This is a genomic window from Pseudomonas sp. XK-1 (genome assembly GCF_038069885.1).
GTDB lineage: Bacteria > Pseudomonadota > Gammaproteobacteria > Pseudomonadales > Pseudomonadaceae > Aquipseudomonas.
Window position 1 is genome coordinate 519,896 of the sequence record NZ_JBBPES010000003.1, and the last position, 25,142, is coordinate 545,037.

General features: G+C 62.7%; 23 protein-coding genes. 10 read left to right on the plus strand and 13 right to left on the minus strand.

The annotated features are described in order from the left end of the window. Positions 1-169: 169 nt before the first annotated feature. Both WMW70_RS10770 and moaA read right to left on the minus strand, forming a co-directional pair. Positions 170-988 carry a substrate-binding periplasmic protein gene (locus WMW70_RS10770; protein ID WP_341437498.1) on the minus strand — a complete coding sequence of 273 codons (819 nt, stop codon included), beginning with the start codon at positions 986-988 and terminating at the stop codon, positions 170-172. Positions 989-1,183: 195 nt separating this feature from the next. Next, positions 1,184-2,179, minus strand: a complete 996-nt coding sequence (gene moaA, locus WMW70_RS10775; RefSeq protein ID WP_341437499.1) for a GTP 3',8-cyclase MoaA — start codon at positions 2,177-2,179, stop codon at positions 1,184-1,186. A 216-nt stretch (positions 2,180-2,395) separates the two neighbouring features. Here moaA and WMW70_RS10780 point away from each other — a divergent pair, with 216 nt between their 5' ends. Next, positions 2,396-3,040 carry a TetR/AcrR family transcriptional regulator gene (locus WMW70_RS10780; RefSeq protein ID WP_341437500.1) on the plus strand — a complete coding sequence of 215 codons (645 nt, stop codon included), beginning with the start codon at positions 2,396-2,398 and terminating at the stop codon, positions 3,038-3,040. Between the two features lie 191 nt (positions 3,041-3,231). Here WMW70_RS10780 and WMW70_RS10785 read toward each other — a convergent pair whose 3' ends face one another. Both WMW70_RS10785 and WMW70_RS10790 read right to left on the minus strand, forming a co-directional pair. After that, the gene (locus tag WMW70_RS10785) at positions 3,232-3,672 is read right to left on the minus strand and encodes a GlcG/HbpS family heme-binding protein (protein ID WP_341437501.1); all 441 of its coding nucleotides are present in this window, start codon (positions 3,670-3,672) and stop codon (positions 3,232-3,234) included. 160 nt (positions 3,673-3,832) lie between these two features. Then, positions 3,833-4,738, minus strand: coding sequence for a LysR family transcriptional regulator (locus tag WMW70_RS10790; RefSeq protein ID WP_341437502.1), 906 nt, complete (start codon positions 4,736-4,738; stop codon positions 3,833-3,835). A 116-nt stretch (positions 4,739-4,854) separates the two neighbouring features. On the opposite strand from WMW70_RS10790, the gene gcl reads away from it, so the two are divergent. From gcl to WMW70_RS10830, 8 genes are all read left to right on the plus strand, one after another. Further along, the gene (gcl, locus tag WMW70_RS10795; protein ID WP_238044066.1) at positions 4,855-6,630 is read left to right on the plus strand and encodes a glyoxylate carboligase; all 1,776 of its coding nucleotides are present in this window, start codon (positions 4,855-4,857) and stop codon (positions 6,628-6,630) included. A gap of 58 nt (positions 6,631-6,688) precedes the next feature. After that, positions 6,689-7,471, plus strand: coding sequence for a hydroxypyruvate isomerase (hyi, locus tag WMW70_RS10800; protein ID WP_341437503.1), 783 nt, complete (start codon positions 6,689-6,691; stop codon positions 7,469-7,471). 11 nt (positions 7,472-7,482) lie between these two features. Continuing rightward, the gene (locus tag WMW70_RS10805; protein WP_341437504.1) at positions 7,483-8,373 is read left to right on the plus strand and encodes a 2-hydroxy-3-oxopropionate reductase; all 891 of its coding nucleotides are present in this window, start codon (positions 7,483-7,485) and stop codon (positions 8,371-8,373) included. A gap of 258 nt (positions 8,374-8,631) precedes the next feature. Continuing rightward, the gene (locus WMW70_RS10810; protein WP_341437505.1) at positions 8,632-9,918 is read left to right on the plus strand and encodes a glycerate kinase type-2 family protein; all 1,287 of its coding nucleotides are present in this window, start codon (positions 8,632-8,634) and stop codon (positions 9,916-9,918) included. Further along, positions 9,915-11,330 carry a pyruvate kinase gene (pyk, locus tag WMW70_RS10815; protein WP_341437506.1) on the plus strand — a complete coding sequence of 472 codons (1,416 nt, stop codon included), beginning with the start codon at positions 9,915-9,917 and terminating at the stop codon, positions 11,328-11,330. The genes WMW70_RS10810 and pyk overlap by 4 nt, the downstream gene beginning before the upstream one ends. Positions 11,331-11,537: 207 nt before the next feature. Next, entirely contained in the window at positions 11,538-12,491 is a 954-nt protein-coding gene (locus tag WMW70_RS10820) for an urea transporter (RefSeq protein WP_341437507.1), read from the plus strand. Between the two features lie 63 nt (positions 12,492-12,554). Beyond that, positions 12,555-13,412: an ion transporter gene (locus WMW70_RS10825; protein ID WP_341437508.1), complete on the plus strand. Its 858-nt coding sequence runs from the start codon at positions 12,555-12,557 to the stop codon at positions 13,410-13,412. Between the two features lie 71 nt (positions 13,413-13,483). Continuing rightward, a complete protein-coding gene (locus WMW70_RS10830) occupies positions 13,484-14,941 on the plus strand; it encodes an SLC13 family permease (protein WP_341437509.1) in 1,458 nt (485 codons plus the stop codon). Between the two features lie 122 nt (positions 14,942-15,063). Here the strand turns inward: WMW70_RS10830 and WMW70_RS10835 are convergent, their stop codons facing one another. The 8 genes from WMW70_RS10835 to acs form a co-directional block, all read right to left on the minus strand. Beyond that, positions 15,064-15,819, minus strand: a complete 756-nt coding sequence (locus WMW70_RS10835; protein WP_341437510.1) for a substrate-binding periplasmic protein — start codon at positions 15,817-15,819, stop codon at positions 15,064-15,066. A 124-nt stretch (positions 15,820-15,943) separates the two neighbouring features. Continuing rightward, positions 15,944-16,927: a transcriptional regulator ArgR gene (gene argR / locus WMW70_RS10840; protein ID WP_341437511.1), complete on the minus strand. Its 984-nt coding sequence runs from the start codon at positions 16,925-16,927 to the stop codon at positions 15,944-15,946. 67 nt (positions 16,928-16,994) lie between these two features. Beyond that, positions 16,995-17,759 carry an ABC transporter ATP-binding protein gene (locus WMW70_RS10845; RefSeq protein WP_339460342.1) on the minus strand — a complete coding sequence of 255 codons (765 nt, stop codon included), beginning with the start codon at positions 17,757-17,759 and terminating at the stop codon, positions 16,995-16,997. A gap of 18 nt (positions 17,760-17,777) precedes the next feature. After that, on the minus strand, positions 17,778-18,890 hold the full coding sequence (locus WMW70_RS10850; RefSeq protein ID WP_341437512.1) for a succinylglutamate desuccinylase/aspartoacylase family protein: 1,113 nt from the start codon (positions 18,888-18,890) through the stop codon (positions 17,778-17,780). Between the two features lie 10 nt (positions 18,891-18,900). Then, the gene (locus WMW70_RS10855; RefSeq protein ID WP_341437513.1) at positions 18,901-19,599 is read right to left on the minus strand and encodes an ABC transporter permease; all 699 of its coding nucleotides are present in this window, start codon (positions 19,597-19,599) and stop codon (positions 18,901-18,903) included. 15 nt (positions 19,600-19,614) lie between these two features. Continuing rightward, positions 19,615-20,304, minus strand: coding sequence for an ABC transporter permease (locus WMW70_RS10860; protein ID WP_341437514.1), 690 nt, complete (start codon positions 20,302-20,304; stop codon positions 19,615-19,617). Positions 20,305-20,555: 251 nt separating this feature from the next. Continuing rightward, positions 20,556-21,335 (minus strand): ABC transporter substrate-binding protein, encoded by a 780-nt coding sequence (locus tag WMW70_RS10865; protein WP_341437515.1) that lies wholly within the window; start codon positions 21,333-21,335, stop codon positions 20,556-20,558. Positions 21,336-21,874: 539 nt separating this feature from the next. Continuing rightward, complete coding sequence (gene acs / locus WMW70_RS10870) at positions 21,875-23,830, minus strand: acetate--CoA ligase (protein WP_341437516.1); 1,956 nt, start codon at positions 23,828-23,830, stop codon at positions 21,875-21,877. A 341-nt stretch (positions 23,831-24,171) separates the two neighbouring features. Between acs and WMW70_RS10875 the strand changes: the two genes are divergently transcribed. Continuing rightward, a complete protein-coding gene (locus WMW70_RS10875) occupies positions 24,172-24,765 on the plus strand; it encodes a nucleoside deaminase (protein WP_341437517.1) in 594 nt (197 codons plus the stop codon). Here WMW70_RS10875 and WMW70_RS10880 read toward each other — a convergent pair. Continuing rightward, a complete protein-coding gene (locus tag WMW70_RS10880; protein WP_341437518.1) occupies positions 24,762-25,082 on the minus strand; it encodes a hypothetical protein in 321 nt (106 codons plus the stop codon). The genes WMW70_RS10875 and WMW70_RS10880 overlap by 4 nt on opposite strands. Positions 25,083-25,142: the final 60 nt, after the last annotated feature.

Below are 25,142 nucleotides of genomic sequence, written 5' to 3' on the forward strand. Positions count from 1 at the left end.
CGGCGTAGCTGCCCGCGCTACAGGCCATGGAAACCGGCCATGACCAGCTGCCCTACAGACGCTGCAATTGGCCACGGTCTACGATTGCTGGCGACGGCGATGCGCGCCCGTCACCTCAAGCATAGAAGAGCGCGGCCGGGTCCCGCGTGCGGAGCGACCGGCGCGCGCCCTATTCGGTCGCCGCCTTGGCCTTCTGGCGCTTGAGGAAATCGACTTTCCACTGCTCAAGGCCCATGTACTTCGAGTCCAGGTTGGCCTCCACCCGGTATTTATCCTTCAGTGCGGCCACCTCGGCCTGCTGCTCGAGCAGGAATCGGTCGAACCGCTTCAGCACTTCGGGATGCTTGATCGTGGAGAGGTGAAAGGTGCCGCGGGTGTGCGGCAGCTTGGCATCGAATACCAGGGCACCGGGACGGGCGCGGATGTTGTCCAGGTAATGGGTGGCCACCACCACATTGAAGTAGGCCCCGTCGGTGTCCTTGCGCAGGGCCTGGCGGATCATCTGGCGCAGATCATCGCTGTAGGTCAACTCGATCTGCCCGGCGTCGATGCGCTCCTGATAGCCCCGGGGCGTCCAGCCGCTGACCATGGCCAGGCGCTTGAGCTGTTCCACGGGCTGGCCCTGGTGCCGCGGCGCGACCAGCACGCCATCCACGTAATCGACCACGCCCTGGCTGTAGCTCAGGGTCTTGCCGGCCTTCTGCGCCGGTGCCCAGGTTTCGCTATCGGGGTATTTGAAATCCACCTGGCCGCTAAGCAGCGCGGGCAACAGCTGCTCCACGGGCAGCACCTTGTAGCTCAGTTCCACCCCACTGGTCCGTGCGAACAGGTCGAACAACTCACGGGCAAATCCCTGGTACTGGCCTTGCGCATCGATGCTGTAGTGCGGCGCAAAGGCCAGCCTCTCTACACCGATCACATAACTTTGCGCGCTAACCGCGCCGGAACAGACAAGCGCGAACAAACTGCAGACGTGCGAGGGCTTCACAGCAAACCTCCTGGGATAGTTGCATGGCTATTAGTGGGGGAATAAATGCAGACTGCAGGTTGTTGAAAAACGTAGCGAGCGATGGCTAGGCAAGGCGAGCTCAGTTGAGGAAGCGGAGTGTACGAGCAGTACATGAGCATTCCGAAACTGAGCTCAACGCCGCATAGTCGAGCGCAGTAGTTTTTCACCGACCTGCTAGCCGCCGGTCATGCTCATAAAGCGAACGACCTGCACCTGGGCATCGGTCTCGAAATGGTGGCGTTCGGGTTTCAGTTGCAAGGCTTGCATCAAGGCTTCACGCAGGCGTTGGCTTTCGCCGGGGTGAGCGCGCATCAGGCCTTTGAGGTCCAGGGCATTTTCATGGCCCAGGCAGAGCACCAGCTTGCCCTCGGCGGTGACCCGCACGCGGTTGCAGTCGCCGCAGAAGTTGTGGCTGTGGGGCGAGATAAAGCCGACCTGGGTATCGCTGCCGACCACCTGCCAGTAACGCGACGGGCCACCAGTCTGCTTGCTGCTGCGCACCAGGGCGTAGCGCTGTTCAATGCGCTCGCGCACCTCGTCGCTGGAGCAGAAGGTCTGCTCGCGCTGATGGCTGGAAATACTGCCCAACGGCATTTCTTCGATAAAGCTGATATCCAGGCCGCGAGCCATGGCGAACTCGACCAGATCGAGCACTTCATCGTCGTTGCGGCCCTTCTGCACCACGGTGTTGAGCTTGATTCTGGCGAAGCCGGCGGCCCGCGCCACCTCGATACCTTCTAGCACCTGGTCGAGCTTGTCGCGCCGGGTAAAGACGGCAAAACGTTCGCGGTTGAGCGAATCCAGGCTGATATTCAGGCGTTTGACCCCGGCGCTTCGCAGTGCGCCGGCCATCTCGTGAAGCTGCGAGCCGTTGCTGGTGATGGCCAGGTCGTCCAGCTCCGGGCGCTGGCCCAGGCGAGTCAGCAGGCTGATCAGGTTCTTGCGTACCAGCGGTTCGCCACCGGTGATGCGGATGCGTTTGACCCCCAGGCCGATAAAGGCATCGGCCACCGCATACAGCTCTTCAAGGGTAAGAATCTGCTCACGCGGGGCGAAGACCATATCCTCGCTCATGCAGTAGGTGCAGCGAAAATCGCAGCGGTCGGTAACCGACAGCCGTAGGTAGGTGATGCGCCGCCCGAAAGGGTCGACCAGCTGAGTGTCGTGCACAGCATGTCTCCTAGGCCCAGTGAACCGAGACTTTTTGTTATGAAAGCATGAGTTTAAATAAAAACAGAAAACCCAAACCTTGTATACAAATACCTGACCTGCGGGTCAGACAATCGCTGCAGGCCCCCGCCCGTCGGCTTGAGCCCCGCGCAAAGCCGGTGCTACCATGCCCGACCGCCACCCAGCGCCGGGGGGTATACGGAAGCACAGGGGCTTATGACCAGTATTCGCGAGCGCAACAAAGAGCTGATTTTGCGCGCAGCCAGTGAAGAGTTCGCCGACAAGGGTTTTGCCGCCAGCAAGACCAGCGACATCGCCGCCAAGGCCGGCGTACCCAAGCCCAACGTCTACTACTACTTCAAGTCGAAAGAAAACCTCTACCGCGAGGTGCTGGAAAGCATCATCGAGCCGCTGCTGGAAGCCTCCGCGCCGTTCAATCAGCCCGGCCAGCCGGCAGACGTACTGCGCGCCTATATCCGCTCGAAGATCCGCATCTCCCGCGAACTGCCCTTCGCCTCCAAGGTATTTGCCAGCGAAATCATGCACGGTGCGCCGCACCTGTCGCCTGAGCAGACCGAACAGCTCAACGCCCAGGCCAAACACAATATCTCCTGCATCCAGCGCTGGATCGACCAGGGCCTGATGGCCAAGGTCGACGCGCACCACCTGCTGTTCAGCATCTGGGCCGCGACCCAGACCTACGCCGACTTCGACTGGCAGATCTCCACCGTCACCGGTAAAGCCAGCCTGGACGAGGCCGACTACGAAGCCGCAGCGCAAACCATCATCCGCCTGGTGATCAAGGGCTGCGAGATCGACGAAACCCAGCCCGCCGCCTCCGAGCAGGTCACCCGCGCGTAAGCCTGGTTATCCGCCCTGCCCTGCGCTTGAGGCAGCCAGTAAAAAATGGCCGGGAGCCATTTTAACGTTGCGTAGCAACGCCCCGAAGGGTGGTGCCCAGGGATGGCTTGCAACACCGTGGGAGGCGCTTTAGCGGCGAGCGTTTAATCGCAGTTATCGCGGCGAAAGCCCCTCCCACAAGTCGTGCGCTATCAGGCAACGATACCCGCATCGGCCTTCAGCCCCACCGACTCCACGGCACTGACCGCACACTGCTCGTCGATATCCGAGGTGTCGCCGGTAATGCCAATAGCCCCGATCACCTCGCCGCGTTCATCGCGGATCAGCACCCCGCCCGGTGCTGGCACCAGCCGGCCTTCCGCCAGGGCGTTCACCGCGCCGACAAAAGCCGGGCGTTGCTGCGCATCGGCGGCGATCAGGCGCGAGCCCTTGCCCAGGGCCAGCGCCCCCCAGGCCTTGCCGATGGCGATCTGCGGGCGCAACAGGCTGGCGCCATCTTCGCGCTGCAGGCTGATCAAGTGGCCACCGGCATCCAGCACGGCAACGGTCAAGGGCGCAGCGGACAGCTTCCGGCCAAGCACCAGCGCGTGGTTGCTGATGGTGGTCGCGGTGTGCAGGTTCAAAACGCTCATATCGGGAGCCCTCCTCGAAAAATGGATGGAAACAGGGCCTACACGCGCGACGTCATAACCCGGAGCGAGCAGGCCGGACAAGCCAAACACGCAAACAGTACACAATAAATATTATTGTTAGTACATTTAAATTGTTTATTGTATACATTTATGGCCTCATTCATCCTTCCCAATATCCCGGAGTGCTGTAGATCGATTTCAGGTAGTCGATGAAAAATCGCACCTTGGCGGGCAAATAGCGCTGCTGCGGATAGACCGCCTGGATGTCGTAGGCCGGCACGGCGAACTCATCGAGCACCGTCACCAGCTGCCCACGCTTGAGTTCCGCCTGGATCTCCCATGTCGAGCGCCAGCCGATGCCCAGGCCCTGTTTGACCCAGTCGTAAAGGAGTTCGCCATCATTGCAATCGAGATTGCCGGAAACCTTGACCGCCACCTGTTTGCCATCGCGCAGAAAGGTCCAGCCACGCTGCTGGCCACCCTGCAGGTTGAACGCCAGGCAGTTGTGCTGGGCCAGGTCCTCGAGGACCTGGGGCGCAGGATGGCGCTGAAAATAGCCCGGCGAACCGCAGACCACCCGGCGATTGGGGAACAGCTTGACCGCCACGTAGTTGGGGTCGGTCACCTCGCCGATTCGAATGCCCATGTCGTAGCCCTGACGTACCAGGTCGACCACGCTATCGGTCAGGTTGAACGACAGGTTCAGCTCCGGATAACGCGCCTGGAACGCCGGGGCATGGGGCGCGATATGCCGACGGCCGAACGCCGCAGGCGCCGATACCACCAGGTGCCCGCTCACCGAATGGCCGCCATGGGTGATGCTGGCGTCGGCCTCGGCGAAATCGCGCAGCAAACCACGGGCACGCTCCAGGTATTGCTCGCCCAGATCGGTCAGCGACAGGCCACGAGTCGAGCGATGCATCAGCTTGACCCCCAGGTGGTGCTCGAGCATGTCGAGTCGCCGGCCCATCACCACCGGGGTCACCCCTTCGACCAGAGCGGCGGCGGCGAAGGTGCCGTGATCGGCCACCAGAACGAAACTGTGCAAAGCCGTATAACGATCCATTCGATACTCCTGGTACTGACAGAAATGCAGATTACTGCAATTTACCCCATATATACCTTGGCTTCATGCTTTAGGCATGTAGAAAAAATATCGACTAAAGCCTGGAGGGATTTTTCATGGCGCGTATGAGAGCAATCGATGCAGCAGTGGCAGTAATGCGTAAGGAGGGCATAGACGTCGTCTTCGGCGTGCCGGGTGCGGCCATCAATCCGATGTATTCGGCCTTGAAAGCGGACGGTAGCATTCGTCACATCCTCGCCCGCCACGTCGAGGGAGCCTCGCACATGGCCGAAGGTTATACCCGTGCCAAGGCCGGCAATATCGGTGTGTGCATCGGTACCTCCGGCCCGGCCGGCACTGACATGATCACCGGTCTGTACTCGGCCTCTGCCGACTCCATTCCGATCCTGTGCATCACCGGTCAGGCACCGCGTGCGCGTCTGTACAAGGAGGATTTCCAGGCAGTCGACATCGAGTCGATCGCCAAGCCGGTCACCAAGTGGGCGGTCACAGTACGTGAACCGGCGTTGGTGCCGCGGGTGTTCCAGCAAGCCTTCCATGTAATGCGCTCGGGCCGCCCGGGGCCGGTATTGATTGACCTGCCGTTCGACGTGCAGATGGGCGAAATCGAATTCGACGTCGACACCTATCAACCGCTGCAGCCATACAAGCCAGCGGCCAGCCGTGCGCAGATCGAGAAAGCCCTGCACATGCTCAACGATGCCGAGCGGCCGTTGATCGTCGCCGGTGGCGGCATCTACAACGCTGGTGCCGAAGCGCTGCTGCTGCAGTTCGCCGAACTGGTCGGCGTACCAGTTATCCCGACCCTGATGGGCTGGGGCTGCATCCCCGACGATCACCCGTTGATGGCCGGCATGGTCGGCTTGCAGACCAGCCACCGCTACGGCAACGCCACCATGCTGGCCTCGGACTTCGTCCTCGGGGTGGGTAACCGCTGGGCCAACCGGCACACCGGATCGGTTGAGGTGTATACAAAAGACCGCACCTTTGTTCACGTCGATATCGAGCCAACCCAGATCGGCAGGGTCTTCTCGCCGGACTTTGGCATCGTTTCCGATGCCGGTGCCGCCCTGGCCATGTTCGTCCAGGTGGCCAGCGAGTGGAAGGCTGCCGGTCGCCTGAAAGACCGCAGCCATTGGGCTGCCGACTGCCAGGAGCGCAAGAGCACGATGCTGCGCAAGACCAACTTCGAAGACGTGCCGATGAAGCCGCAGCGCGTCTACCAGTGCATGAACAACGCGTTCGGCAAGGATGCCTGCTACGTCAGCACCATCGGCCTGTCACAGATCGCCGGCGCGCAGTTCCTTCACGTCTACAAGCCGCGTCACTGGATCAACTGCGGCCAGGCCGGCCCACTGGGCTGGACCATTCCGGCAGCACTGGGGGTGCGCGTAGCAGACCCGCAGCGCAAGATCGTGGCGTTGTCCGGCGACTACGACTTCCAGTTCATGATCGAGGAACTGGCGGTGGGCGCACAATTCAAACTGCCCTACCTGCACATCCTCGTGAACAACGCCTACCTCGGCCTGATCCGCCAGAGCCAGCGCGGTTTCGACATGGACTACTGCGTGCAGCTGGCCTTCGACAACATCAACTCTGAAGAAGTCGCGGGTTATGGGGTCGATCACATTGCCGTGGTCGAGGGCCTCGGTTGCAAGGCGATCCGCGTACGAAGCCAGGCCGAACTGCGCCCGGCCATCGAGCAGGCAGAAGCCTGGATGGCCCAGTACCAGGTACCGGTGGTGATCGAGATCATTCTCGAGCGGGTGACCAACATCGCCATGGGCACCGAAATCGACGCGATCAACGAGTTCGAGGCACTGGCCACCACCCGCGAAGATGCACCCACCAGCATCATGCCGCTGGACTGATTTGTCCGTTAACCCGTAGCCCGGATTGCATCCGGGCTACCAGAATAAGGAGCATCACATGCCCCGTTTTGCTGCCAACCTGTCCATGCTGTTCACCGAAGTGGACTTCCTGGATCGTTTCGACGCTGCCGCCGCTGCCGGCTTCAGCGGTGTCGAGTACCTGTTCCCCTACGATTTCCCAGCCGAGGCGATCAAGGCCCGCCTGGATGCCAATGGCCTGACCCAGGTGCTGTTCAACCTGCCGGCCGGCGACTGGAGCAAGGGCGAGCGCGGTATCGCCTGCCACCCGGATCGGGTCGAGGAATTCCGTGCCGGTGTCGACCAGGCCATCGCCTACGCCCAGGTGCTGGGCAACAGCCAGATCAACTGCCTGGCCGGCATTCGCCCGTCAGGGTATGACTGCGCGACCGTCGAGCAGTGCTTCGTCGACAACCTCAAGTTTGCCGCCGAAAAACTCCAGGCCGCCGGCATCAAGCTGGTCATGGAAGCCATCAACACCCGCGACATCCCCGGCTTCTACCTGAACACCACCAAACAGGCGCTGGCCATTCGCGAGAAGGTCGCCAGCAGCAACCTCTACCTGCAATACGACATCTACCACATGCAGATCATGGAGGGCGACCTGGCCCGCACCATCGAGGCCAACCTCGCCGCCATCAACCATGTGCAGTTGGCCGACAACCCGGGCCGCAACGAGCCGGGCACTGGCGAGATCAACTACCGCTTCCTCTTCGAGCACCTGGACCGCATCGGCTACCAGGGCTGGATCGGCTGTGAATACAAGCCAGCCACCACCACCGCTGCCGGCCTCGGCTGGATGAAAGCGCACAACGCGATTTAAGGAGCACTCTCATGGCTAAAATCGGATTTATCGGTACCGGCATCATGGGCAAGCCCATGGCTGAAAACCTGCAGAAAGCAGGTCACCAACTGTTCCTCTCGACTCACCACGACCCAGCACCTGCTGACTTGTTAGCGGCAGGCGCAATCGCCCTGGCCAACCCGAAAGAAGTCGCGCAGGAAGCCGAGTTCATCATCGTCATGGTGCCGGACACCCCCCACGTTGAAGACGTGCTGTTCAGCAGCGCAGGCATCGCCGAAGGCGTCGGCCCGAACAAAATCGTGATCGACATGAGCTCGATCTCGCCGAGCGCGACCAAAACCTTCGCCGACAAGATCAAGGCCACTGGCGCTGACTACCTCGATGCACCGGTTTCCGGCGGTGAAGTCGGCGCTAAAGCGGCCACGCTGAGCATCATGGTCGGCGGCAGTGAACAAGCCTTCGAGCGCGCCCTGCCCCTGTTCCAGGCGATGGGCAAGAACATCACCCGCGTCGGCGGCAATGGTGACGGTCAGACCGCCAAGGTAGCCAACCAGATCATCGTCGCCCTGAACATCCAGGCCGTCGCCGAAGCCCTGCTGTTCGCCGCCAGGAACGGTGCCGACCCGGCCAAGGTGCGTGAAGCGCTGATGGGTGGTTTCGCCGGCTCGAAGATCCTTGAAGTGCACGGTGAGCGCATGATCAAGGGCACCTTCGACCCTGGCTTCCGTATCAGCCTGCACCAGAAGGACCTCAACCTGGCACTGGCTGGTGCGCGCGAGCTGGGCCTCAACCTGCCCAACACCGCCAACGCCCAGCAAGTGTTCAGCACCTGTGCAGCCATCGGTGGCAGCAACTGGGACCACTCGGCATTGATCAAGGGCCTGGAACATATGGCCAACTTCAACATCCGTGGTGAGTAAGTAAAACCGTAGGATGGGTTGGGCCGCGCAGGTTGAGCCTGCGATATCCATCAGGTTATCGATACCTCGCGTGATGGGTATCGCTACGCTCAACCCACCCTACACAACCCTTTCGATCTGTCCGGCAGGCGGTGTCACGGCCTGCCTGCCGGGTGGGTCGATTCTAGTGCGCAGCGTCTTGGCCCAGGACGCTGCGCACTAGAATCGAACGTGCTTCAGTAATAAAAAGCGGCTCCGGCCCTATCAAGAGAGATCGCCATGTCCATCGATCCGTCTTTCAATCCAACGTCTCTGCTGCGCGAGCTGTTCGCCAGCGCCATCGACGCCGCCCATCCACGCCAGGTTCTGGCTGACTACCTGCCGGAAGATCGCAGTGGCCGCGTTATCGTGATCGGTGCCGGCAAGGCCGCCGCCGCCATGGCCGAAGTGATCGAGCAGGAATGGCAAGGCGAAGTCTCCGGGCTGGTGGTCACCCGTTACGAGCACGGTGCCAACTGCAACAAGATCGAGGTGGTCGAAGCCGCCCACCCGGTTCCGGATGACGCTGGTGAGCGCGTGGCGCGGCGCGTGCTGGAACTGGTGAGCAACCTGAGCGAAGCCGACAAGGTGATCTTTCTGCTGTCTGGCGGCGGCTCTTCCCTGCTCGCCCTGCCCGCCGAGGGCATCGGCCTTAAAGACAAACAAGCGGTCAACAAGGCCCTGCTGAAATCCGGTGCCTCGATTGGCGAAATGAACTGCGTGCGCAAGCACCTTTCCGCAATCAAGGGCGGTCGCCTGGCCAAGGCCAGCTGGCCGGCCAGCGTCTACACCTACGCGATTTCCGATGTACCGGGCGATGAAGCCACGGTAATCGCCTCCGGCCCGACTGTGGCCGATCCAACCACCTCGGCCGAAGCCCTGGCGATTCTCGCGCGCTATAGCATCGAGATCCCGGCCAACGTGCGTACCTGGCTGCAGAGCCCGGCCTCGGAAACCGTCAAACCGGGCGATCCGTGTCTGGCCCGCAGCCACTTCCAACTGATCGCCCGCCCACAGCAATCCCTCGACGCTGCCGCCGCCAAGGCGCGCGCCGCCGGCTTGCCGACACTGATCCTCGGTGATCTGGAAGGCGAATCGCGGGAAGTCGCCAAGGTCCACGCCGGCATCGCCAAACAGGTGCGCCTGCATGGTCAGCCGATCAAGGCACCCTGCGTGATTCTCTCCGGCGGTGAAACCACCGTGACCGTACGCGGCAATGGCCGTGGCGGGCGTAATGCCGAGTTCCTCCTCAGCCTCACCGACAGCCTCAAGGGCCTGCCCGGTGTGTACGCCCTGGCCGGTGACACCGACGGCATCGACGGCTCGGAGGACAACGCCGGTGCCCTGATGACCCCCGACAGCTACGCCCGCGCCCATGCTCTGGGCCTGAGCAGCAGCGATGAGCTGGATAACAACAATGGCTACGGCTACTTCGCCGCCCTCGATCAACTGATCGTCACCGGGCCGACCCGTACCAACGTCAACGATTTTCGCGCCATTCTGATCCTTGAGACCCCTGCCAAATGAACGCCGACAAGAAAGTAAAAATCCTCGCCACCCTTGGCCCAGCGATCAAAACCATCGATGACATCCGCCAGCTGGTGGAGGCCGGGGTCAACCTGTTCCGCCTCAACTTCAGCCACGGCGAACACGCCGACCACGCCCAGCGCTACGACTGGGTGCGCGAAGTCGAGCAGCAGCTGAACACCCCGATCGGCATCCTCATGGACCTGCAAGGGCCGAAGCTGCGCGTCGGTCGCTTTGCCGAGGGCAAGGTCAACCTGCAACGCGGCCAGACCCTGCGTCTGGATCTGGACAGCACCCCAGGCGACGTCAACCGGGTCAACCTGCCCCACCCGGAAATCATCGAAGCGCTGCAGCCGGGCATGAGCCTGCTGCTCGACGATGGCCGTCTGCGTCTGCAGGTCACCGCCAAGCACAGCGATGCGATAGACACCTGCGTGATCGCCGGTGGCGAGCTGTCCGACCGCAAGGGCGTCAACGTGCCGGAAGCCGTGCTGCAACTCAGCCCGCTGACCGAGAAAGACCGCCGCGACCTGAGCTTCGGTCTGGAGCTGGGCGTGGACTGGGTCGCGCTGTCGTTTGTGCAGCGCCCGGAAGACATTATCGAAGCCCGCCAGCTGATCGGCGACAAGGCGTTCCTGATGGCCAAAATCGAGAAGCCGTCTGCGGTGATTCACCTGGAAGAGATCGCCAAGCTGTGCGATGCGATCATGGTCGCCCGTGGCGACCTGGGCGTGGAAGTGCCGGCCGAGAACGTGCCGCGCATCCAGCGCGACATCATCCGCACCTGCCGCCAACTCGGTAAGCCGGTGGTGGTGGCCACGCAGATGCTCGAGTCCATGCGCTTCTCCCCTGCGCCGACTCGCGCCGAAGTCACCGACGTGGCCAACGCCGTGGCCGAAGGTGCCGATGCGGTGATGCTGTCGGCGGAAACCGCCTCCGGCGACTACCCGCTGGAAGCCGTGCAGATGATGAGCAAGATCATTCGCCAGGTGGAAAACGGCCCGGACTTCCAGGCCCAGCTCGATGTCAGCCGTCCGCAGGCCGAAGCCACCGCCTCGGATGCGATCAGCTGCGCGATCCGCCGCATCAGCACCATCCTGCCGGTCGCCGTGCTGGTCAACTACACCGAGTCGGGCAACTCCAGCCTGCGCGCCTCGCGCGAGCGACCGAAAGCACCGATCCTCAGCCTGGCCCCGAGCCTGGATACCGCGCGGCGTTTGAGCGTGGCCTGGGGCGTGTACTCGGTGGTCAACGCGCGCCTGCACAAGGTTGAGGACGTCACCCGCACCGCCCTGAGCATTGCCCAGGCGCACGGCATGGCCAAGACCGGCGACACCCTGGTGATTACCGCCGGCGAGCCGTTTGGCCAACCAGGCAGCACCAACAGCCTGCGTATCGAAATCCTCCACTGATCAAGGCTGCAAGCTTTGCGTGGGGTGGGTTGGCGGCGCAGAACTGCGTGACCCAAGTCGACTACGACGACAGAGCGCCGCGTAACCCACCATTTTTTCGTCCGCCTGGCAGACCGCCATGGTGGGTTACGGCGCAGCAAAATCCCCGCCAACACTCGCGCCCTGCGCCATGCGCCTAACCCACCCTACGTCTGGCAGACCGACTGTATGCCGCCATTAGCGCCCTACGCCCACGTATTGCAAGGCTCACGTGCCCTGCTTAACGGCTTTAGCCAGATCTTTCTGCAAGCCCATCCCGGCTGTGGCTTGCTGGTGCTCTTGGCGATTGCCATCGGCGCACCGCAGCTGCTCGGCGGTGCCCTGCTCGGCGGCCTTAGCAGCACGCTGACGGCGCAGCGCCGCGGCTATGCCAAAGCCGATATCGAGCTCGGTCTGTACGGCTACAACGGGGTCCTGCTGGGCCTGCTGATCAGCCTGCAATTCGCCTGGTCGGCGCTGCTGCCACTGCTGATCATCCTCAGCGCCGGCCTCTCCAGCCTGCTGCTGGCCGCCTGGATGCAGCGCATGCGCGAGCGTCAGTGGCTGCCCGCTTTCACCTTCCCCTTTGTCGGTTTGAGTTGGCTGCTGTTGTGGCTGGCACCCGCTCTGCAGCTTGAGTTGACGCTGGCCGCGCCAAACCAGGCGCAACCGCTCGACTGGTGGGCCAGCCTGATCGCCATGGCGCGCGGCTTGGGCCAGGTGATCTTTCTCGATCAGCCGTTGGCCGGTGTCTGCCTGCTGCTCGGTCTGCTGCTGGCCGATCGCCGCGCTGCCTGCTGGGCGCTGCTCGGTTCCACTGGCGGCCTGGCTCTGGCGCTGTATCAGGGCTTGCCGCAGCACAGCGCGCTGACCGGCCTGTATGGCTATAACGCCGCCCTGGCGGCTATCGCCCTTAGCCAGGTGCATCGCCGCCCCTGGCTGCCGGCCCTCGGCATCGCCCTGGCACTGGTGCTGCAACCCGGCTTCAGCGCCCTGGGCCTGCCGGCGCTGACCATGCCGTTTATCCTCACCTGCTGGCTGGTCAGCGCGACCCAGCGCCTGCTGCACAAGGCAGCGGCCGACTGCACACCGCTGCCGCCCAACAAGTGCAAGAGCTTGCATCGTCAGGACAAAACTCCCTAGGCTGCGCCATCAGCCTGTTCGCGATAGTGGCGGACAGCGCACATATGGAGCATCCCGAACACCATGGACACGCGGCAGAACCTTCGTCAGCGCCTGTACATCATCATCTTCCAAACCGACACTCCGGCCGGGCAACGCTTCGACCGTTACCTGCTGCTGACCATCATGGCCAGTCTGGTGGTGGTGATGCTCGACAGCATCGACAGCATCCACAGACAGTACGCACCGCTGCTGGCGGGAATTGAATGGGGCTTTACCGCGCTGTTCGCCATCGAGTACGTGGTGCGTCTGTACTGCTCGCCCAAACCGCTGCGCTACGCCTTCAGCTTCTTCGGCCTGATCGACCTGCTGGCGATTCTGCCGGGCATCCTCGCCCTGTTCTACGCAGACGCCCAGTACCTGCTGATCATCCGGGTGATCCGCATGCTGCGGGTGTTCCGCGTGCTCAAGCTCAGCCCCTACCTGCGCCAGGCCAACTTCCTGCTGACTGCCCTGCGCGGCAGCAAACAGAAGATCGTGGTGTTCTTCGCCTGCATCGCCACCCTGGTCACGGTATTCGGCACCCTGATGTATGTGATCGAAGGCCCGGCCCACGGTTTTACCAGTATTCCCAAGGGCATCTATTGGGCAGTGGTTACCCTGACCACCGTGGGCTTTGGCGACATCGTGCCGAAAACCCCACTGGGCCAGGCGCTGTCGACCCTGGTGATGATCACCGGTTACTCGATCATCGCCGTGCCCACCGGCATCTTCACCGCCGAGCTGGCCGCGGCCATGCGTGCCGACGGCGAGTTCGAGCATCCCTGCCCGGGCTGCAAAAAAAACCACCACGAACAGGCGGCAGCCTTCTGCAGCCGCTGCGGCCATAGCCTTTACCCGCTCGCGTCGCCCTCTCAAAAGCCGCCCGCCGACACAGACTGAAGCAAAATCGGCCACCCACCAGGTGGCCGGCTAGGCTATAACGCAGCCTTTTTCTCGGAAGGAAGCCCGTCATGGCCGACTCGACCACCGCCGCGGCTGCCCCCGCCAAGGCCGCCTGGATCGGGCTACTGCTCGGCCCGTTGCTGCTCCTGGCCTGCCTGCTCAGCACGCCGCCCGCCGGCCTGTCCGACACAGCCTGGGCGGCGGTCGGCCTGACCCTGCTGATGGCCACCTGGTGGTCGACCGAAGCCATTCCGATACCCGCCACCTCGCTGCTGCCGATCCTGCTGATCCCGGCCCTGGGCATCGACAGTCTGAATGCAGCCACCGCGCCCTACGCCAATCCGACCATCTACCTGTTCCTTGGCGGTTTTATCCTCGGTCTGGCCATGGAACGCTGGAACCCGCACAAGCGCATCGCCCTGATGACCCTGCTGGCCGTGGGCAGTCAGCCGAGCCGGCAGATCGCCGGTTTTATGCTGGCCACCGCCTTTCTCAGCATGTGGGTGAGCAACACCGCCACCACCATCATGATGCTGCCCATCGGCCTGTCGGTGATCGCCCTGCTGGCTGGCGAGAGAGACGCCGGCGATAGCGAGCGCGAACGTTTCGCCACCGCCCTGCTGCTGGCCATCGCCTATGCCGCCAGCGTCGGCGGTATCGCTACCCTGATCGGCACCCCGCCCAACGCCCTGCTCGCCGCCTTCCTCGCGGAAAACTACGACGTGCAGATCGGTTTCGGCCAATGGATGCTGATCGGCCTGCCGGTGTCGATCCTGATGCTGGCCTTTATCTGGTGGTGGCTGACCCGTGGCGGCTTCCGGCTCAGCGGCCACGACAGCTGTGAGCTGATCCGCAGCGAACTGGCCGATCTCGGCCCGCTGAGCCGCGGCGAGAAACTGGTGGCCCTGGTCTTCGTACTCACCGCTCTGGCCTGGGTGTTGCAGCCGCTCATTGCCCAGCAGATACCCGGAGTCAACGACACCAGCATCGCCATTGCCGCCGCCCTGGCGCTGTTTATCATCCCGGTGGACGCCAAACGGCGGGTGTTCCTGATGAACTGGGAAAGCGCCGGCAAACTGCCCTGGGGGGTATTGCTGCTGTTCGGCGGCGGCCTGTCCCTGGCTGGGGTGATCCGCAGCACCGGCCTGGCCGAGTGGATCGCCCAGAGCCTCGGTGCCCTGAGCGTCCTGCCGGTGCTGGCGATGATCGGCGTGGTGGTACTGGTGATCATCTTCCTCACCGAGGTCACCTCCAACACCGCCACCGCGGCGGCCTTCCTGCCGCTGCTCGGCGCTCTGGCCGTGGCCCAGGGGATGCCGGCAGAGTTGCTGGCGATCCCCGCAGCCATTGCCGCCAGCTGCGCGTTCATGATGCCGGTCGCCACCCCGCCGAACGCCATCGTGTTCGGCACCGGGCATATGCGTATCCAGTCGATGATCAAGGCGGGGTTTGCCCTCAACCTGATCGGCGTGGTGCTGGTAACCCTGGTGAGCTACCTGCTGGTGGGACTGATCTGGAGCCATTGAGGCCCGGCAGACAGCAGGCTGGCAGCGGCCTGCTCGGCTGAAACGCCCACCAAGTGGCCTGTGTGACCAGTTCAATCAGTCAATTTCGAATGACTGGGTTAACCCACTCGCCGTCCAGGCCACTAACGATTGCCCACGGCCTGCTGCACCAGCCTGTCCAGGCTTCCGTCGGCCCTCATCTCCAGCAGGATCTGGTCGAAGCGCTGCAACAGCGCCTGCTGCCGGGCCTGTTTGGCGAAGACCAGATAGGTCGGGTTGATGCTCAGGGGCGGCTCCAGGGCCAGTACCTGATGCATCTGCAGCTGCTGGATAATCCTCTGGCCGGCCAGTTCGATGGCGATCACCGCGTCCAGCCTGCCGGAAGCAAGCATCTTGAAATTCGCCTTATCCGAGCTGCTTTCAGTCACCTTGATGCGACCGTCCCTGATCGCTTCGTCGAGTTCCTCGGTGTAACTCCAGCCGCGGATCACGCCGATGCGTTTGCCGTGCAGGTCACTGACCTGGGTGAAACGGAAGGCCTTGTCCCGGTGCACATAGACGATAAGTTTTTCTTCGAAGATGGGCTGCGAATAGTCATACAGCTCCAGGCGTCGGCTGGTCTTGTAGATGCCGCCCACGCCCACTTCGGCGTTCTCGCTGCGCCTCAGTGCACGCTTCCACGGCATCGCCTGGATTGCCACCGGTTGCCCGGCACGGGCGAACACGGCCTCTAGCACCAGGGGATAGAGGCCTTTGGCCTGGCCGTCCTGCTCGTACATAAAGGGTGGGTTGGCATTGTCGATGGCGATCAGGGTGTCTGCCCGCAGCACAGGTGCCGCCAGGCACAGAACAAGGGCCAGCAGAAGGCGCGCCAGGGTTCCCGTCGAGTCAGTATCCATACAGCCTATCTTCCATGGTTGACGCCATTCGGCACCGCGGTCGCGGGCCAGCCAACAGCACTGCAACATAGCGCCAGAATCGAGCTGATTCAAGGCGGCGCGGGCGGCCTCTGCCGCCTGCGGCTCAGGCGCGCTCGGTCGGCGGCGTCGAGGTCAGCTCGAAGGGGCTGTTGCTGCGCCGCTGGTTGCGGTCTTCGCGCGGGGTGGCACCGAAGAAGTTACGGTAGGCGCTGGAGAAGTGCGGGCCGGAGGAGAAGCCGCAGGACAGGCCGATCTGAATGATCGACTTGCTGGTCTGCATCAGCAGCTGACGGGCCTTGTTCAGGCGCAGTTCCAGGTAGTACTGGCTGGGAACGCGGTTGAGGTACTGCTTGAAGATGCGTTCCAGCTGACGCCGCGACACGCACACGTGCTGGGCGATTTCGTCGGTGGTCAGCGGCTCTTCGATGTTGGCTTCCATCAGCAGCACAGCCTGGGTCAGCTTGGGGTGGCTGGAGCCCAGACGGTTCTGCAACGGAATGCGCTGGCGCTCGCCGCCCTCGCGGATGCGCTCCACCACCAGTTCCTCGCTGACCGCGCCGGCCAGTTCGGCCCCATGGTCGCGGGCCAGCAAGGCCAGCAGCAGGTCGAGCACGGCCATGCCGCCACAGGCAGTCAGGCGGTCGCGGTCCCAGTCGAACAGGTGGCTGGTGGCGATCACCTTGGGGAAGCGCTCGGCAAAGTCGTCCTGCCAGCGCCAGTGCACCGAAGCGCGGTAGCCATCGAGCAGGCCCAGTTGCGCCAGCGGATAGACCCCGGCGGAGATGCCGCCGATCACGCAGCCGGCGCGTACCTGCTGCTTGAGCGCGCCGGACAGCGCCGGAGCCATGGCAGTGGGCGGCTCGTCGGCGAGCAGAAAGAGCTTCTGGCAACCTTCAAGCTTGCTCGCCCAGGGTTCACCGGGCAATCGCCAGGCACCCTCGCCCGGCGCTTCGGCCTGGAGGAACACCAGTTCGTAGACCACCTCGGGGTGGACACGCTGGGCGACGCGCAGCGCTTCTTCGGCCAAGGCCAGGGTCAGGGGCTTAGTCGAGGGCCAAAGCAGGAAGCCAATTCGGTGGGCATTCATGGGGGGCAGTTTAGGCTCTGTTGGCGATTATGGGCATAGCGTGGATGCGTACAGATGTTGCCGTCGGTTACTTCAGGCTGCCAGAGAGAAACTGCTGCAAACGCTCGGATTGCGGATTGGCCAGCACTTCGCGTGGGCAGCCGCGCTCTTCCACCACGCCCTTGTGGAGGAACACCAGCTGGTTGGACACCTCGCGGGCAAAGCCCATTTCGTGGGTCACCACGACCATGGTGCGACCTTCCTGGGCCAGGTCCTGCATGACTTTCAGCACCTCGCCGACCAGCTCCGGGTCCAGCGCCGAGGTGGGTTCATCGAACAGCATCACCTCGGGCTCCATGGCCAGGGCCCGGGCGATGGCCACGCGCTGCTGCTCGCCGCCACTCATATGCGCGGGATAGGCGTCCTTGCGGTGGGCCACGCCGACCTTGCTCAGGTAGTGCTCGGCCTTTTCCAGGGCTTCCTTCTTGCTCATGCCGAGCACGTGCACCGGCGCTTCCATGACGTTTTCCAGGGCGCTCATATGCGACCACAGGTTGAAGTGCTGAAACACCATGGCCAGACGCGAGCGCATGCGCTGCAGCTGCTTGGGCTCGGCGGCCTTGAGCGCGCCGTCCTTGTTGGCCACCAGCTTGAGCTCCTCGCCGTTGAGCAGGATCTTGCCGCCATGGGGCTGTTCAAGCATGTTGATGCAGCGCAGAAAGGTGCTCTTGCCCGAGCCGCTGGAGCCGATGATGCTGATCACATCGCCGGCCTTGGCCGCCAGGGACACGCCCTTGAGGACTTCGTGAGTGCCGTAGCGCTTGTGCAGATCCTGAACTTCGAGTTTGTACATGGTTTCCACTCTCTTGAATCAGTCGCTGAGCAAGCGACCCTGACGAATAGGGGTACGGCCGGCGACCTTGGCCAGCCATAGACCGGGCTGGGCAAAGCGCATCCGTTCACGGGCATAGAGCACGCCGTCGGTGCTGGCGCAGACGATGCTGTGGCGATCATCCAGCGGATCGATTACCTCGAACAGCGGATCGCCGGCCAAGACCCGCACCCCCACTGGTTGCAGAAAACTCACCACCCCGGCATGGGGGGCGTAGGCGTACTGCGTGCCCGCGAAGGGGGTGGCCTCGCAGCAGGGCTCGGGGGCGCTTGGCCAGTCGCCGGCGATCAAGCCCTGCTCAGCGAGAAAGGCCAGGATCTGCTCGGCACTGGCCTCGGCCCGCGGCCGTTCGGTGTCGGCCATACCGCCCAGCTCCACCGTCACCGCCAGGCAGGCCAGGGGAATGGTCGCCTCGGGAAAGCGACGGCTCAGGTGCAACCAGGGCAGCGCGCAGTTCTCGTCGAAGGAACCGCCGCCGGAATCCTCCATGGTCAGCACCGCCCCGGCCTGCAGGCGCGCAGCCAGGGAACGCAGTTGTGACCACTGCTGCGGCAGCAGATACAGGTGCACCACGGCATCGAAATCACAGTGCAGGTCGAGTACCAGATCGGCGTCGCAGGCATGCCTGAGCAACAGACGCTGCAGGCCCTGCAACTCCGATGCGGCCGGCGGCAAGGCATCCAGCGCGGCCAGCATGGCCGTGCGAATCAGCCGTACATTGGTCGGCCCATCCGGCCCCAGGCAACCTTCGAGGGCCGGCGCGATGGCCTCGGCCAGGGCGAAGAAGTCGCGGTTGAAATTCTTCCCGCTGGCCAGTTCGAAACGCCCCTGGTGGCTGGCCTGAAGCATCTGCCCAAGGCCGATGGGGTTGGCCAGCGGCACCAGTTCGATCACCCCGGTCAGACGACCCTGAGCCTCCAGTTCACGCAGGCGACGCTTGAGCTCCACCGCCACGCGCATCCCAGGCAGCTCATCGGCGTGCAGGGAGGCCTGGATATAGGCCTTGCACGGGCCACTGCCGAAACGGAATACGCTCAAGTGTCGTTCTGTGCCTGGGCAGCCCCAGGGCAGTAGGTGATCGATCCGTTGCATGGGTGTCTCCTCAGGCCTTGCGTGGGGCCAGGTAGGCCAGCCAGCGGCGCTCGGCCAACTTGAACAGGCGCACCAGGATAAAGGTCAGGAAGAGGTAGAACAGGCCGGCGGTGATAAAGGCTTCGAACGGCATATAGAAGCGCGAACTGATCGTGCGCGCCGCACCGGTGATGTCGATCAGGGTAACGATCGATGCCAGCGAGGTGGTATGCAGCATCATGATCACTTCGTTGCTGTACTGCGGCAGTGCCCGGCGCAGCGCCGACGGCAGGAGGATGCGCCGGTACAGCTTGAAGCGCGACATGCCCATGGCCTTGGCCGCCTCGATCTCGCCGTGGGGCGTGGCCTTGAGGCTGCCGGCGAGGATCTCCGCGGAGTAGGCGCTGGTATTGATGGCAAAGGCCAGGCAGGCGCAGAAGGTGGCGCTGGACAGGTAGGGCCACATGAAACTTTCGCGCACCGCCTCGAACTGGGCCAGGCCGTAGTAGATCAGAAACAGCTGCACCAGCATCGGCGTGCCGCGGATTACATAGGTGTAGAGCCAGGCCGGGAAGTTCACCCAGGGCGACTTGGACACCCGCATCAGGCCCAGGGGTATGGCCAGGGCCAAGCCGCCGGCCAGGGCAATCAGGAGGATCTGCAGGGTCACCAGCACGCCGCCGAAGTACAGCGGCAAGTTGTCCCAGATCACCGAAAAATCAAAAACCATGGTGGCATTCCCCTGTCAGAGATCGGCGGCTTTGATGCCGACCGAGTAACGTTTTTCCAGGAAACGCAGCGCCAGCAACGATACGCTGGTCAGCACCAGATACAGCGCTGCGACCGCCAGATAGAAGGTGAACGGCTCGCGAGTGGCATCGGCCGCGCTTTTCGCCTTGAACATCATGTCCTGCAACCCCACCACCGAGATCAGGGCGGTGGCCTTGGTCAGTACCAGCCAGTTGTTGGTAAAGCCGGGAATGGCGAAGCGGATCATCTGCGGCACCAGGATGCGGAAGAACACCTGCATGCCACTCATGCCGTAAGCCGCACCGGCCTCGGCCTGCCCCTTGGGGATGGCCATAAAGGCCCCACGGAAGGTCTCCGACAGGTAGGCACCAAAGATAAAGCCCATGGTGAACACGCCGGCAATAAAGGGGTTGATGTCGATATAGTCGTCGTAGCCGAGCATCGGCGCGACACGGTTCACGATGTCCTGGCCGCCGTAGAAGATCAGCAGGATCAGCACCAGATCGGGCACCCCGCGAATCACCGTGGCGTAGGTTTCTCCCAGCAGCGCCAGCCACTTGATCGGCGACAGGCGAAAGGCCGCGCCCAGCAGGCCGAGAAAGATCGCCACCGCCATGGAGGTCAGGGCCAGGATCAGGGTGAGCCATGCACCGTCGAGAATGGTCGAGCCGTAGCCGTTAAGCATGCTCTGGTTACCTCATGCAAGCGCCAGGCGGCGCCAGGAAGCACAACAAAAAATTGTCGGGAGCAATTTTTAACGTCGCTCCGCGACGGCTCGTAGAGTGACCGCCAAGGATGGCGGTCATAAAAAAATTACCGGGAGCAATTTTTGACGTCGCCCCGCGACGGCCTGAAGGGTGACCACCACAGAGGGTGGTCATAAAAGGTGGTGCAGACCAGCAGGCTGCGGGCCTGCGCCACCTTCAGTGCAGACGATCAGTCGCCGTAGACGTTGAAGTCGAAATACTTGTCCTGCAGCTCCTGATACTTGCCGTTGGCGCGGATGGCGTCGATCGCAGCGCTGATCTTGTCAGCCAGCGCCTTGTCGCCCTTACGCACGGCGATACCGGCACCATGGCCGTAGTACTTCTCTTGGGTGAAGTCCGGGCCGACCAGGGCGAAGTCTTTGCCGGCGTCGGTCTTGAGGAAGCCTTCGTCGATATTGACTACGTCGGCCAGGGTTGCGTCCAGACGGCCGGAGGCCAGATCGAGGAAGGCTTCGTTCTGCGAGCTGTAACGCACGATCTCAACGCCGGCCGGCTCGAATTCATCGCTGGCGTGACGGTCGTAGATCGACGAACGCTGCACACCGACTTTCTTGCCCTTGAGGTCAACCAGCGGATCGTTGATCACGGTGCCGGCCTTCATCGCCAGCTTGCCGGGGGTGTGGTAGTACTTCTTGGTGAAGTCAACCGACTTCAAGCGCTCTTCGGTGATGCTCATGGACGACAGCACGGCGTCGAACTTGCGTACTTTAAGCGCCGGGATCAGGCCGTCGAACTCCTGCTCGATCCATTTGCATTCCACTTTCATCTCTTCGCACAGGGCGACGCCGATGTCGTAGTCGAAACCGCTGATGTTGCCTTCCGGAGTCTTGAACGCAAACGGCGGGTAAGCCGCTTCGATACCGATACGCAGAGGCTTGGCCTCTTCAGCCATGGCCAGTGGCGACAGCATGGACAGCGCCAGTGCGCCGAGAAGTGCAATCTTCTTCATTTTGTGACTCCTTCGAATGGGAATGGCATCGGTTGGCAGTGAGGGTGGGGCATGCATCCAGCCATGCATAAATTGTAGTGAGTCGCCGCAAAGCTGCGTTACCTGCAGACCGCAAGCGGCTCCAGCCGGGTGAGCGGCATTCTAGCGACAGCTCGAAAGTCGATATTTCTTCAATGCGACAAGTAATTACAAAAGGCCCGGACGGGCAACGCGAGGATATTGACAGCCACCCACAAATATGGGCAGACAGAAAAGACAGTTAACCTATAGATAAAGCAATTAACGCGCCCACTTTGACAAAGCCCTTTATCTAAAGGCCTTGAGCAAGGTTTTTGGTTTGCCGGGCAGCCTCGAAACGGCCTCAAAATAGGGCGAAACGTTTCCATGCACCCCAGCGCGGTGCACCAACGTTACCGACCAGTGACAGTCGAAAAGTCGGATTTCAGTCCGACTGCCACTGCCCAAGAGGCGCATAACGCACAACGCCCCAGCCGGCTTGTGGCCGAACTGGGGCGTTGCCTGCAGGGGCCGGACCGGGGTCAGGCGGCCTGCATACCGCGGTGGGTGTCGATAAGGTGCTGCACCACGCCAGGATCGGCCAGCGTGGAGATATCGCCGAGTGCATCGTATTCGGCGGTGGCGATCTTACGCAGGATGCGGCGCATGATCTTGCCCGAGCGGGTTTTCGGCAGGCCTGGGGCCCACTGAATCACGTCCGGCGAGGCAATCGGACCGATTTCCTTGCGCACCCAGTTTTTCAACTCCTGGCGCAACTGTTCGGAAGGCTCTTCACCGCCATTCAGGGTGACGTAGACATAGATGCCCTGCCCCTTGATGTCGTGCGGCACACCAACCACGGCGGCCTCGGCAACTTTCGGGTGAGCAACCATGGCGCTTTCGATTTCGGCGGTGCCCATACGGTGGCCGGACACGTTCAACACGTCGTCGACCCGGCCGGTAATCCAGTAGTAACCGTCTTCGTCGCGGCGCGCGCCGTCACCGGTGAAATACATACCCTTGAAGGTCTTGAAGTAGGTATCGACGAAACGATCGTGGTCGCCGTACAGGGTACGCGCCTGACCCGGCCAGGAATCGATGATCACCAGGTTGCCTTCGGCGGCACCCTCGATCAGGTTACCCAGGTTATCCACCAGGGCCGGCTGCACGCCGAAGAACGGACGGGTCGCCGAACCCGGTTTGAGCGCCGTGGCACCCGGCAGCGGGCTGATCAGGATGCCGCCGGTTTCGGTCTGCCACCAGGTATCGACGATCGGGCAGCGTTCCCGGCCGACAGTCTTGTAGTACCAGTTCCAGGCTTCCGGGTTGATCGGCTCGCCGACCGAACCGAGCAGGCGCAGGCTGGAGCCATCGGCCCCGGCTACTGCCGCATCACCCTGAGCCATCATGGCGCGGATCGCGGTCGGTGCGGTGTAGAGGATATTGACCTTGTGCTTGTCGACGATCTTCGACACCCGGGTGATATCCGGGTAGTTCGGTACGCCTTCGAACAGCAGCGTGGTCGCGCCATTGGCCAGCGGGCCGTAGACAATATAGCTGTGCCCAGTGACCCAGCCGACGTCGGCGGTGCACCAGTAAATATCGCCCGGCTTGTAGTCGAACACCCGCTCGTGGGTCAGTGCTGCATACAGCAGGTAGCCCGCGCTGGTGTGCTGCACGCCCTTGGGCTTGCCGGTGGAACCGGAGGTATAGAGGATAAACAGCGCTTCCTCGGCACCCATTTCCTTCGGCGCGCAGACGCTGCCGGCTACCGCCATCAGGTCTTCGTACCAGATGTCGCGGTGCGGGTGCCACTTGATGTCGCCACCGGTGCGTTTGCACACGATGATCTTCTGCACACTGGCGGTTTCCGGGTTAGCCAGGGCGTCATCGACGTTGGCTTTCAGCGGGGTTTTCTTGCCGCCGCGCAGGCCTTCGTCGGCAGTGATCACCACCTTCGACTGGCAATCGATAATCCGCCCGGCCAGAGCTTCGGGGGAGAAGCCGCCGAACACCACCGAATGGATCGCACCAATACGGGCACAAGCCAGCATGGCCACCACGGCCTGCGGAATCATCGGCATGTAAATGGTTACCACGTCGCCACGGTGCACGTCCTGGCCACGCAGGGCGTTGGCGAACTTGCACACCTGCTCATGCAGCTGGCGGTAGGTGATTTCCTCGTGCTCGGACGGGTCATCGCCTTCCCAGATGATCGCCACCTGATCGCCACGCTCTTCCAGATGACGGTCCAGGCAGTTGTAGGAAACGTTGAGGGTGCCATCGGCAAACCACTTGATATCGACATGGTGATCGTCGAAGGAGGTTTGCTTGACCTTGGTGAAGGGTTTGATCCAGTCCAGGCGCTTGGCCTGCTCACGCCAGAAGCCATCGGGGTTGATCACCGACTGCTGGTACATGGCTTTATAGGTGGCTTCATCGGTCAACGACTGAGCCGCCACCTCGGGGCGCACGGGATACAGGGACGCAGCACTCATTGGAAATACCTCGGTGGGTAGTTGTTGTTCTATGGTGCATTTTGTATCCGCGACCCCACCTTTGAGCCATTCGACCATGGTCTTAACGGTCTACGACCATGGTTGCGGACACTTTTCTCGGATAAAAAAAAAGGCGGTCATCTGACCGCCTACCCAAATCATTCCGGGGGAGGAATGGAGAAACGCTTGCATCCAAACCACGCAGGATTGGAACGCCTGCAGTCTGCCCTGCCCCGTATCCCGACACCATTGCACCAAGGTCGTAAGGCCCCTGCCATCCGGGTCGGCCAGTATCCACCAGGCAGACGCCACAGGCAGGGCTAGTCTGACAAGACTTCAGCATGCCCGCCCTGCCCGCCTTCCAGCGCACGGAGCAACCGATGGAAAACCAGCACATCCGCTTGCTACAACACGCCCCGCCCAGCCAGCACCCCGAGGATATCTGGGCACGGCTGTGCTGCGAGCAGGCGCTGTTGGCTGTGGAGCAAGACTGTTATGGCGTGGGCGCAGTACTGGTCAACGACGCCCAGGAATTGCTCTGCAGCGCCCGCAACCAGGTATTTGCCGGCCATTACCACAGCGCCGCTCATGCAGAGATGCTGTTACTCGATCAGCTGGAAACCGAGCACCCACAGCAGGATCGCAGCCGCCTGACCCTTTACGTCAGCCTGCAACCTTGCCTGATGTGCTACGGCCGCATCCTGCTGGCTGGCATCACCCGCGTGCGCTACCTGGCCGACGACAAACCAGGCGGCTTTGACGGCAAACACTTGCCTGCAGCCTGGGCAGAGCTGGCTTCACGCACCTCGGTGCGCCAAGCCGAGGTTGACCGCTACTGGATCAACCTGGCCGAGCAGGCGATCAACCAGTTGCAGGATCGCCAGGCGTTGCGTGAGCGCGTGGTAGCGGCCTGGCGTGGTGAACCGAACAGCTAAACAGCCCGCTGGTGTGCCCGCCAACGCCACTCCAGCAAGGCCAGAGTACCGACAAACAGGGCCTCGACAAGCAGATGCAGCACGCCCAGCAGACTCGCAGCCGGGCCATACAACAGCGCCCAGCGCATGCACAGCAGCGCCCACAAGGCATTGGCCACCACCAGCAGCACCAGCGCCCAAGCGGGCCGCCTGGACAGGCGCGCCAGGCTCAGCGAGTAAGCGGCATAACCCAGGCTGACCATAGCGATAAGCTGCAACAGGGCCGCCGGCAAGCCGTACCAGTGCTGCAGCCATGGGCCGAAGGCTAACAGCAGCACAGCGGCCGCCGCGGCAGCGCAACCATCTATCCAAAGCAGGTAACGGCACAGCCATGGGCC

Coding starts and splice junctions, on each gene's coding strand:
- WMW70_RS10780 (WP_341437500.1), top strand. CDS start 2,396: ATGACCAGTATTCGCGAGCGCAACAAAGAGCTGATTTTGCGCGCAGCC.
- WMW70_RS10785 (WP_341437501.1), bottom strand. CDS start 3,672: ATGAGCGTTTTGAACCTGCACACCGCGACCACCATCAGCAACCACGCG.
- WMW70_RS10790 (WP_341437502.1), bottom strand. CDS start 4,738: ATGGATCGTTATACGGCTTTGCACAGTTTCGTTCTGGTGGCCGATCAC.
- gcl (WP_238044066.1), top strand. CDS start 4,855: ATGGCGCGTATGAGAGCAATCGATGCAGCAGTGGCAGTAATGCGTAAG.
- hyi (WP_341437503.1), top strand. CDS start 6,689: ATGCCCCGTTTTGCTGCCAACCTGTCCATGCTGTTCACCGAAGTGGAC.
- WMW70_RS10805 (WP_341437504.1), top strand. CDS start 7,483: ATGGCTAAAATCGGATTTATCGGTACCGGCATCATGGGCAAGCCCATG.
- WMW70_RS10810 (WP_341437505.1), top strand. CDS start 8,632: ATGTCCATCGATCCGTCTTTCAATCCAACGTCTCTGCTGCGCGAGCTG.
- pyk (WP_341437506.1), top strand. CDS start 9,915: ATGAACGCCGACAAGAAAGTAAAAATCCTCGCCACCCTTGGCCCAGCG.
- WMW70_RS10820 (WP_341437507.1), top strand. CDS start 11,538: ATGCCGCCATTAGCGCCCTACGCCCACGTATTGCAAGGCTCACGTGCC.
- WMW70_RS10825 (WP_341437508.1), top strand. CDS start 12,555: ATGGACACGCGGCAGAACCTTCGTCAGCGCCTGTACATCATCATCTTC.
- WMW70_RS10830 (WP_341437509.1), top strand. CDS start 13,484: ATGGCCGACTCGACCACCGCCGCGGCTGCCCCCGCCAAGGCCGCCTGG.
- WMW70_RS10835 (WP_341437510.1), bottom strand. CDS start 15,819: ATGGATACTGACTCGACGGGAACCCTGGCGCGCCTTCTGCTGGCCCTT.
- argR (WP_341437511.1), bottom strand. CDS start 16,927: ATGAATGCCCACCGAATTGGCTTCCTGCTTTGGCCCTCGACTAAGCCC.
- WMW70_RS10845 (WP_339460342.1), bottom strand. CDS start 17,759: ATGTACAAACTCGAAGTTCAGGATCTGCACAAGCGCTACGGCACTCAC.
- WMW70_RS10850 (WP_341437512.1), bottom strand. CDS start 18,890: ATGCAACGGATCGATCACCTACTGCCCTGGGGCTGCCCAGGCACAGAA.
- WMW70_RS10855 (WP_341437513.1), bottom strand. CDS start 19,599: ATGGTTTTTGATTTTTCGGTGATCTGGGACAACTTGCCGCTGTACTTC.
- WMW70_RS10860 (WP_341437514.1), bottom strand. CDS start 20,304: ATGCTTAACGGCTACGGCTCGACCATTCTCGACGGTGCATGGCTCACC.
- WMW70_RS10865 (WP_341437515.1), bottom strand. CDS start 21,335: ATGAAGAAGATTGCACTTCTCGGCGCACTGGCGCTGTCCATGCTGTCG.
- acs (WP_341437516.1), bottom strand. CDS start 23,830: ATGAGTGCTGCGTCCCTGTATCCCGTGCGCCCCGAGGTGGCGGCTCAG.
- WMW70_RS10875 (WP_341437517.1), top strand. CDS start 24,172: ATGCCCGCCCTGCCCGCCTTCCAGCGCACGGAGCAACCGATGGAAAAC.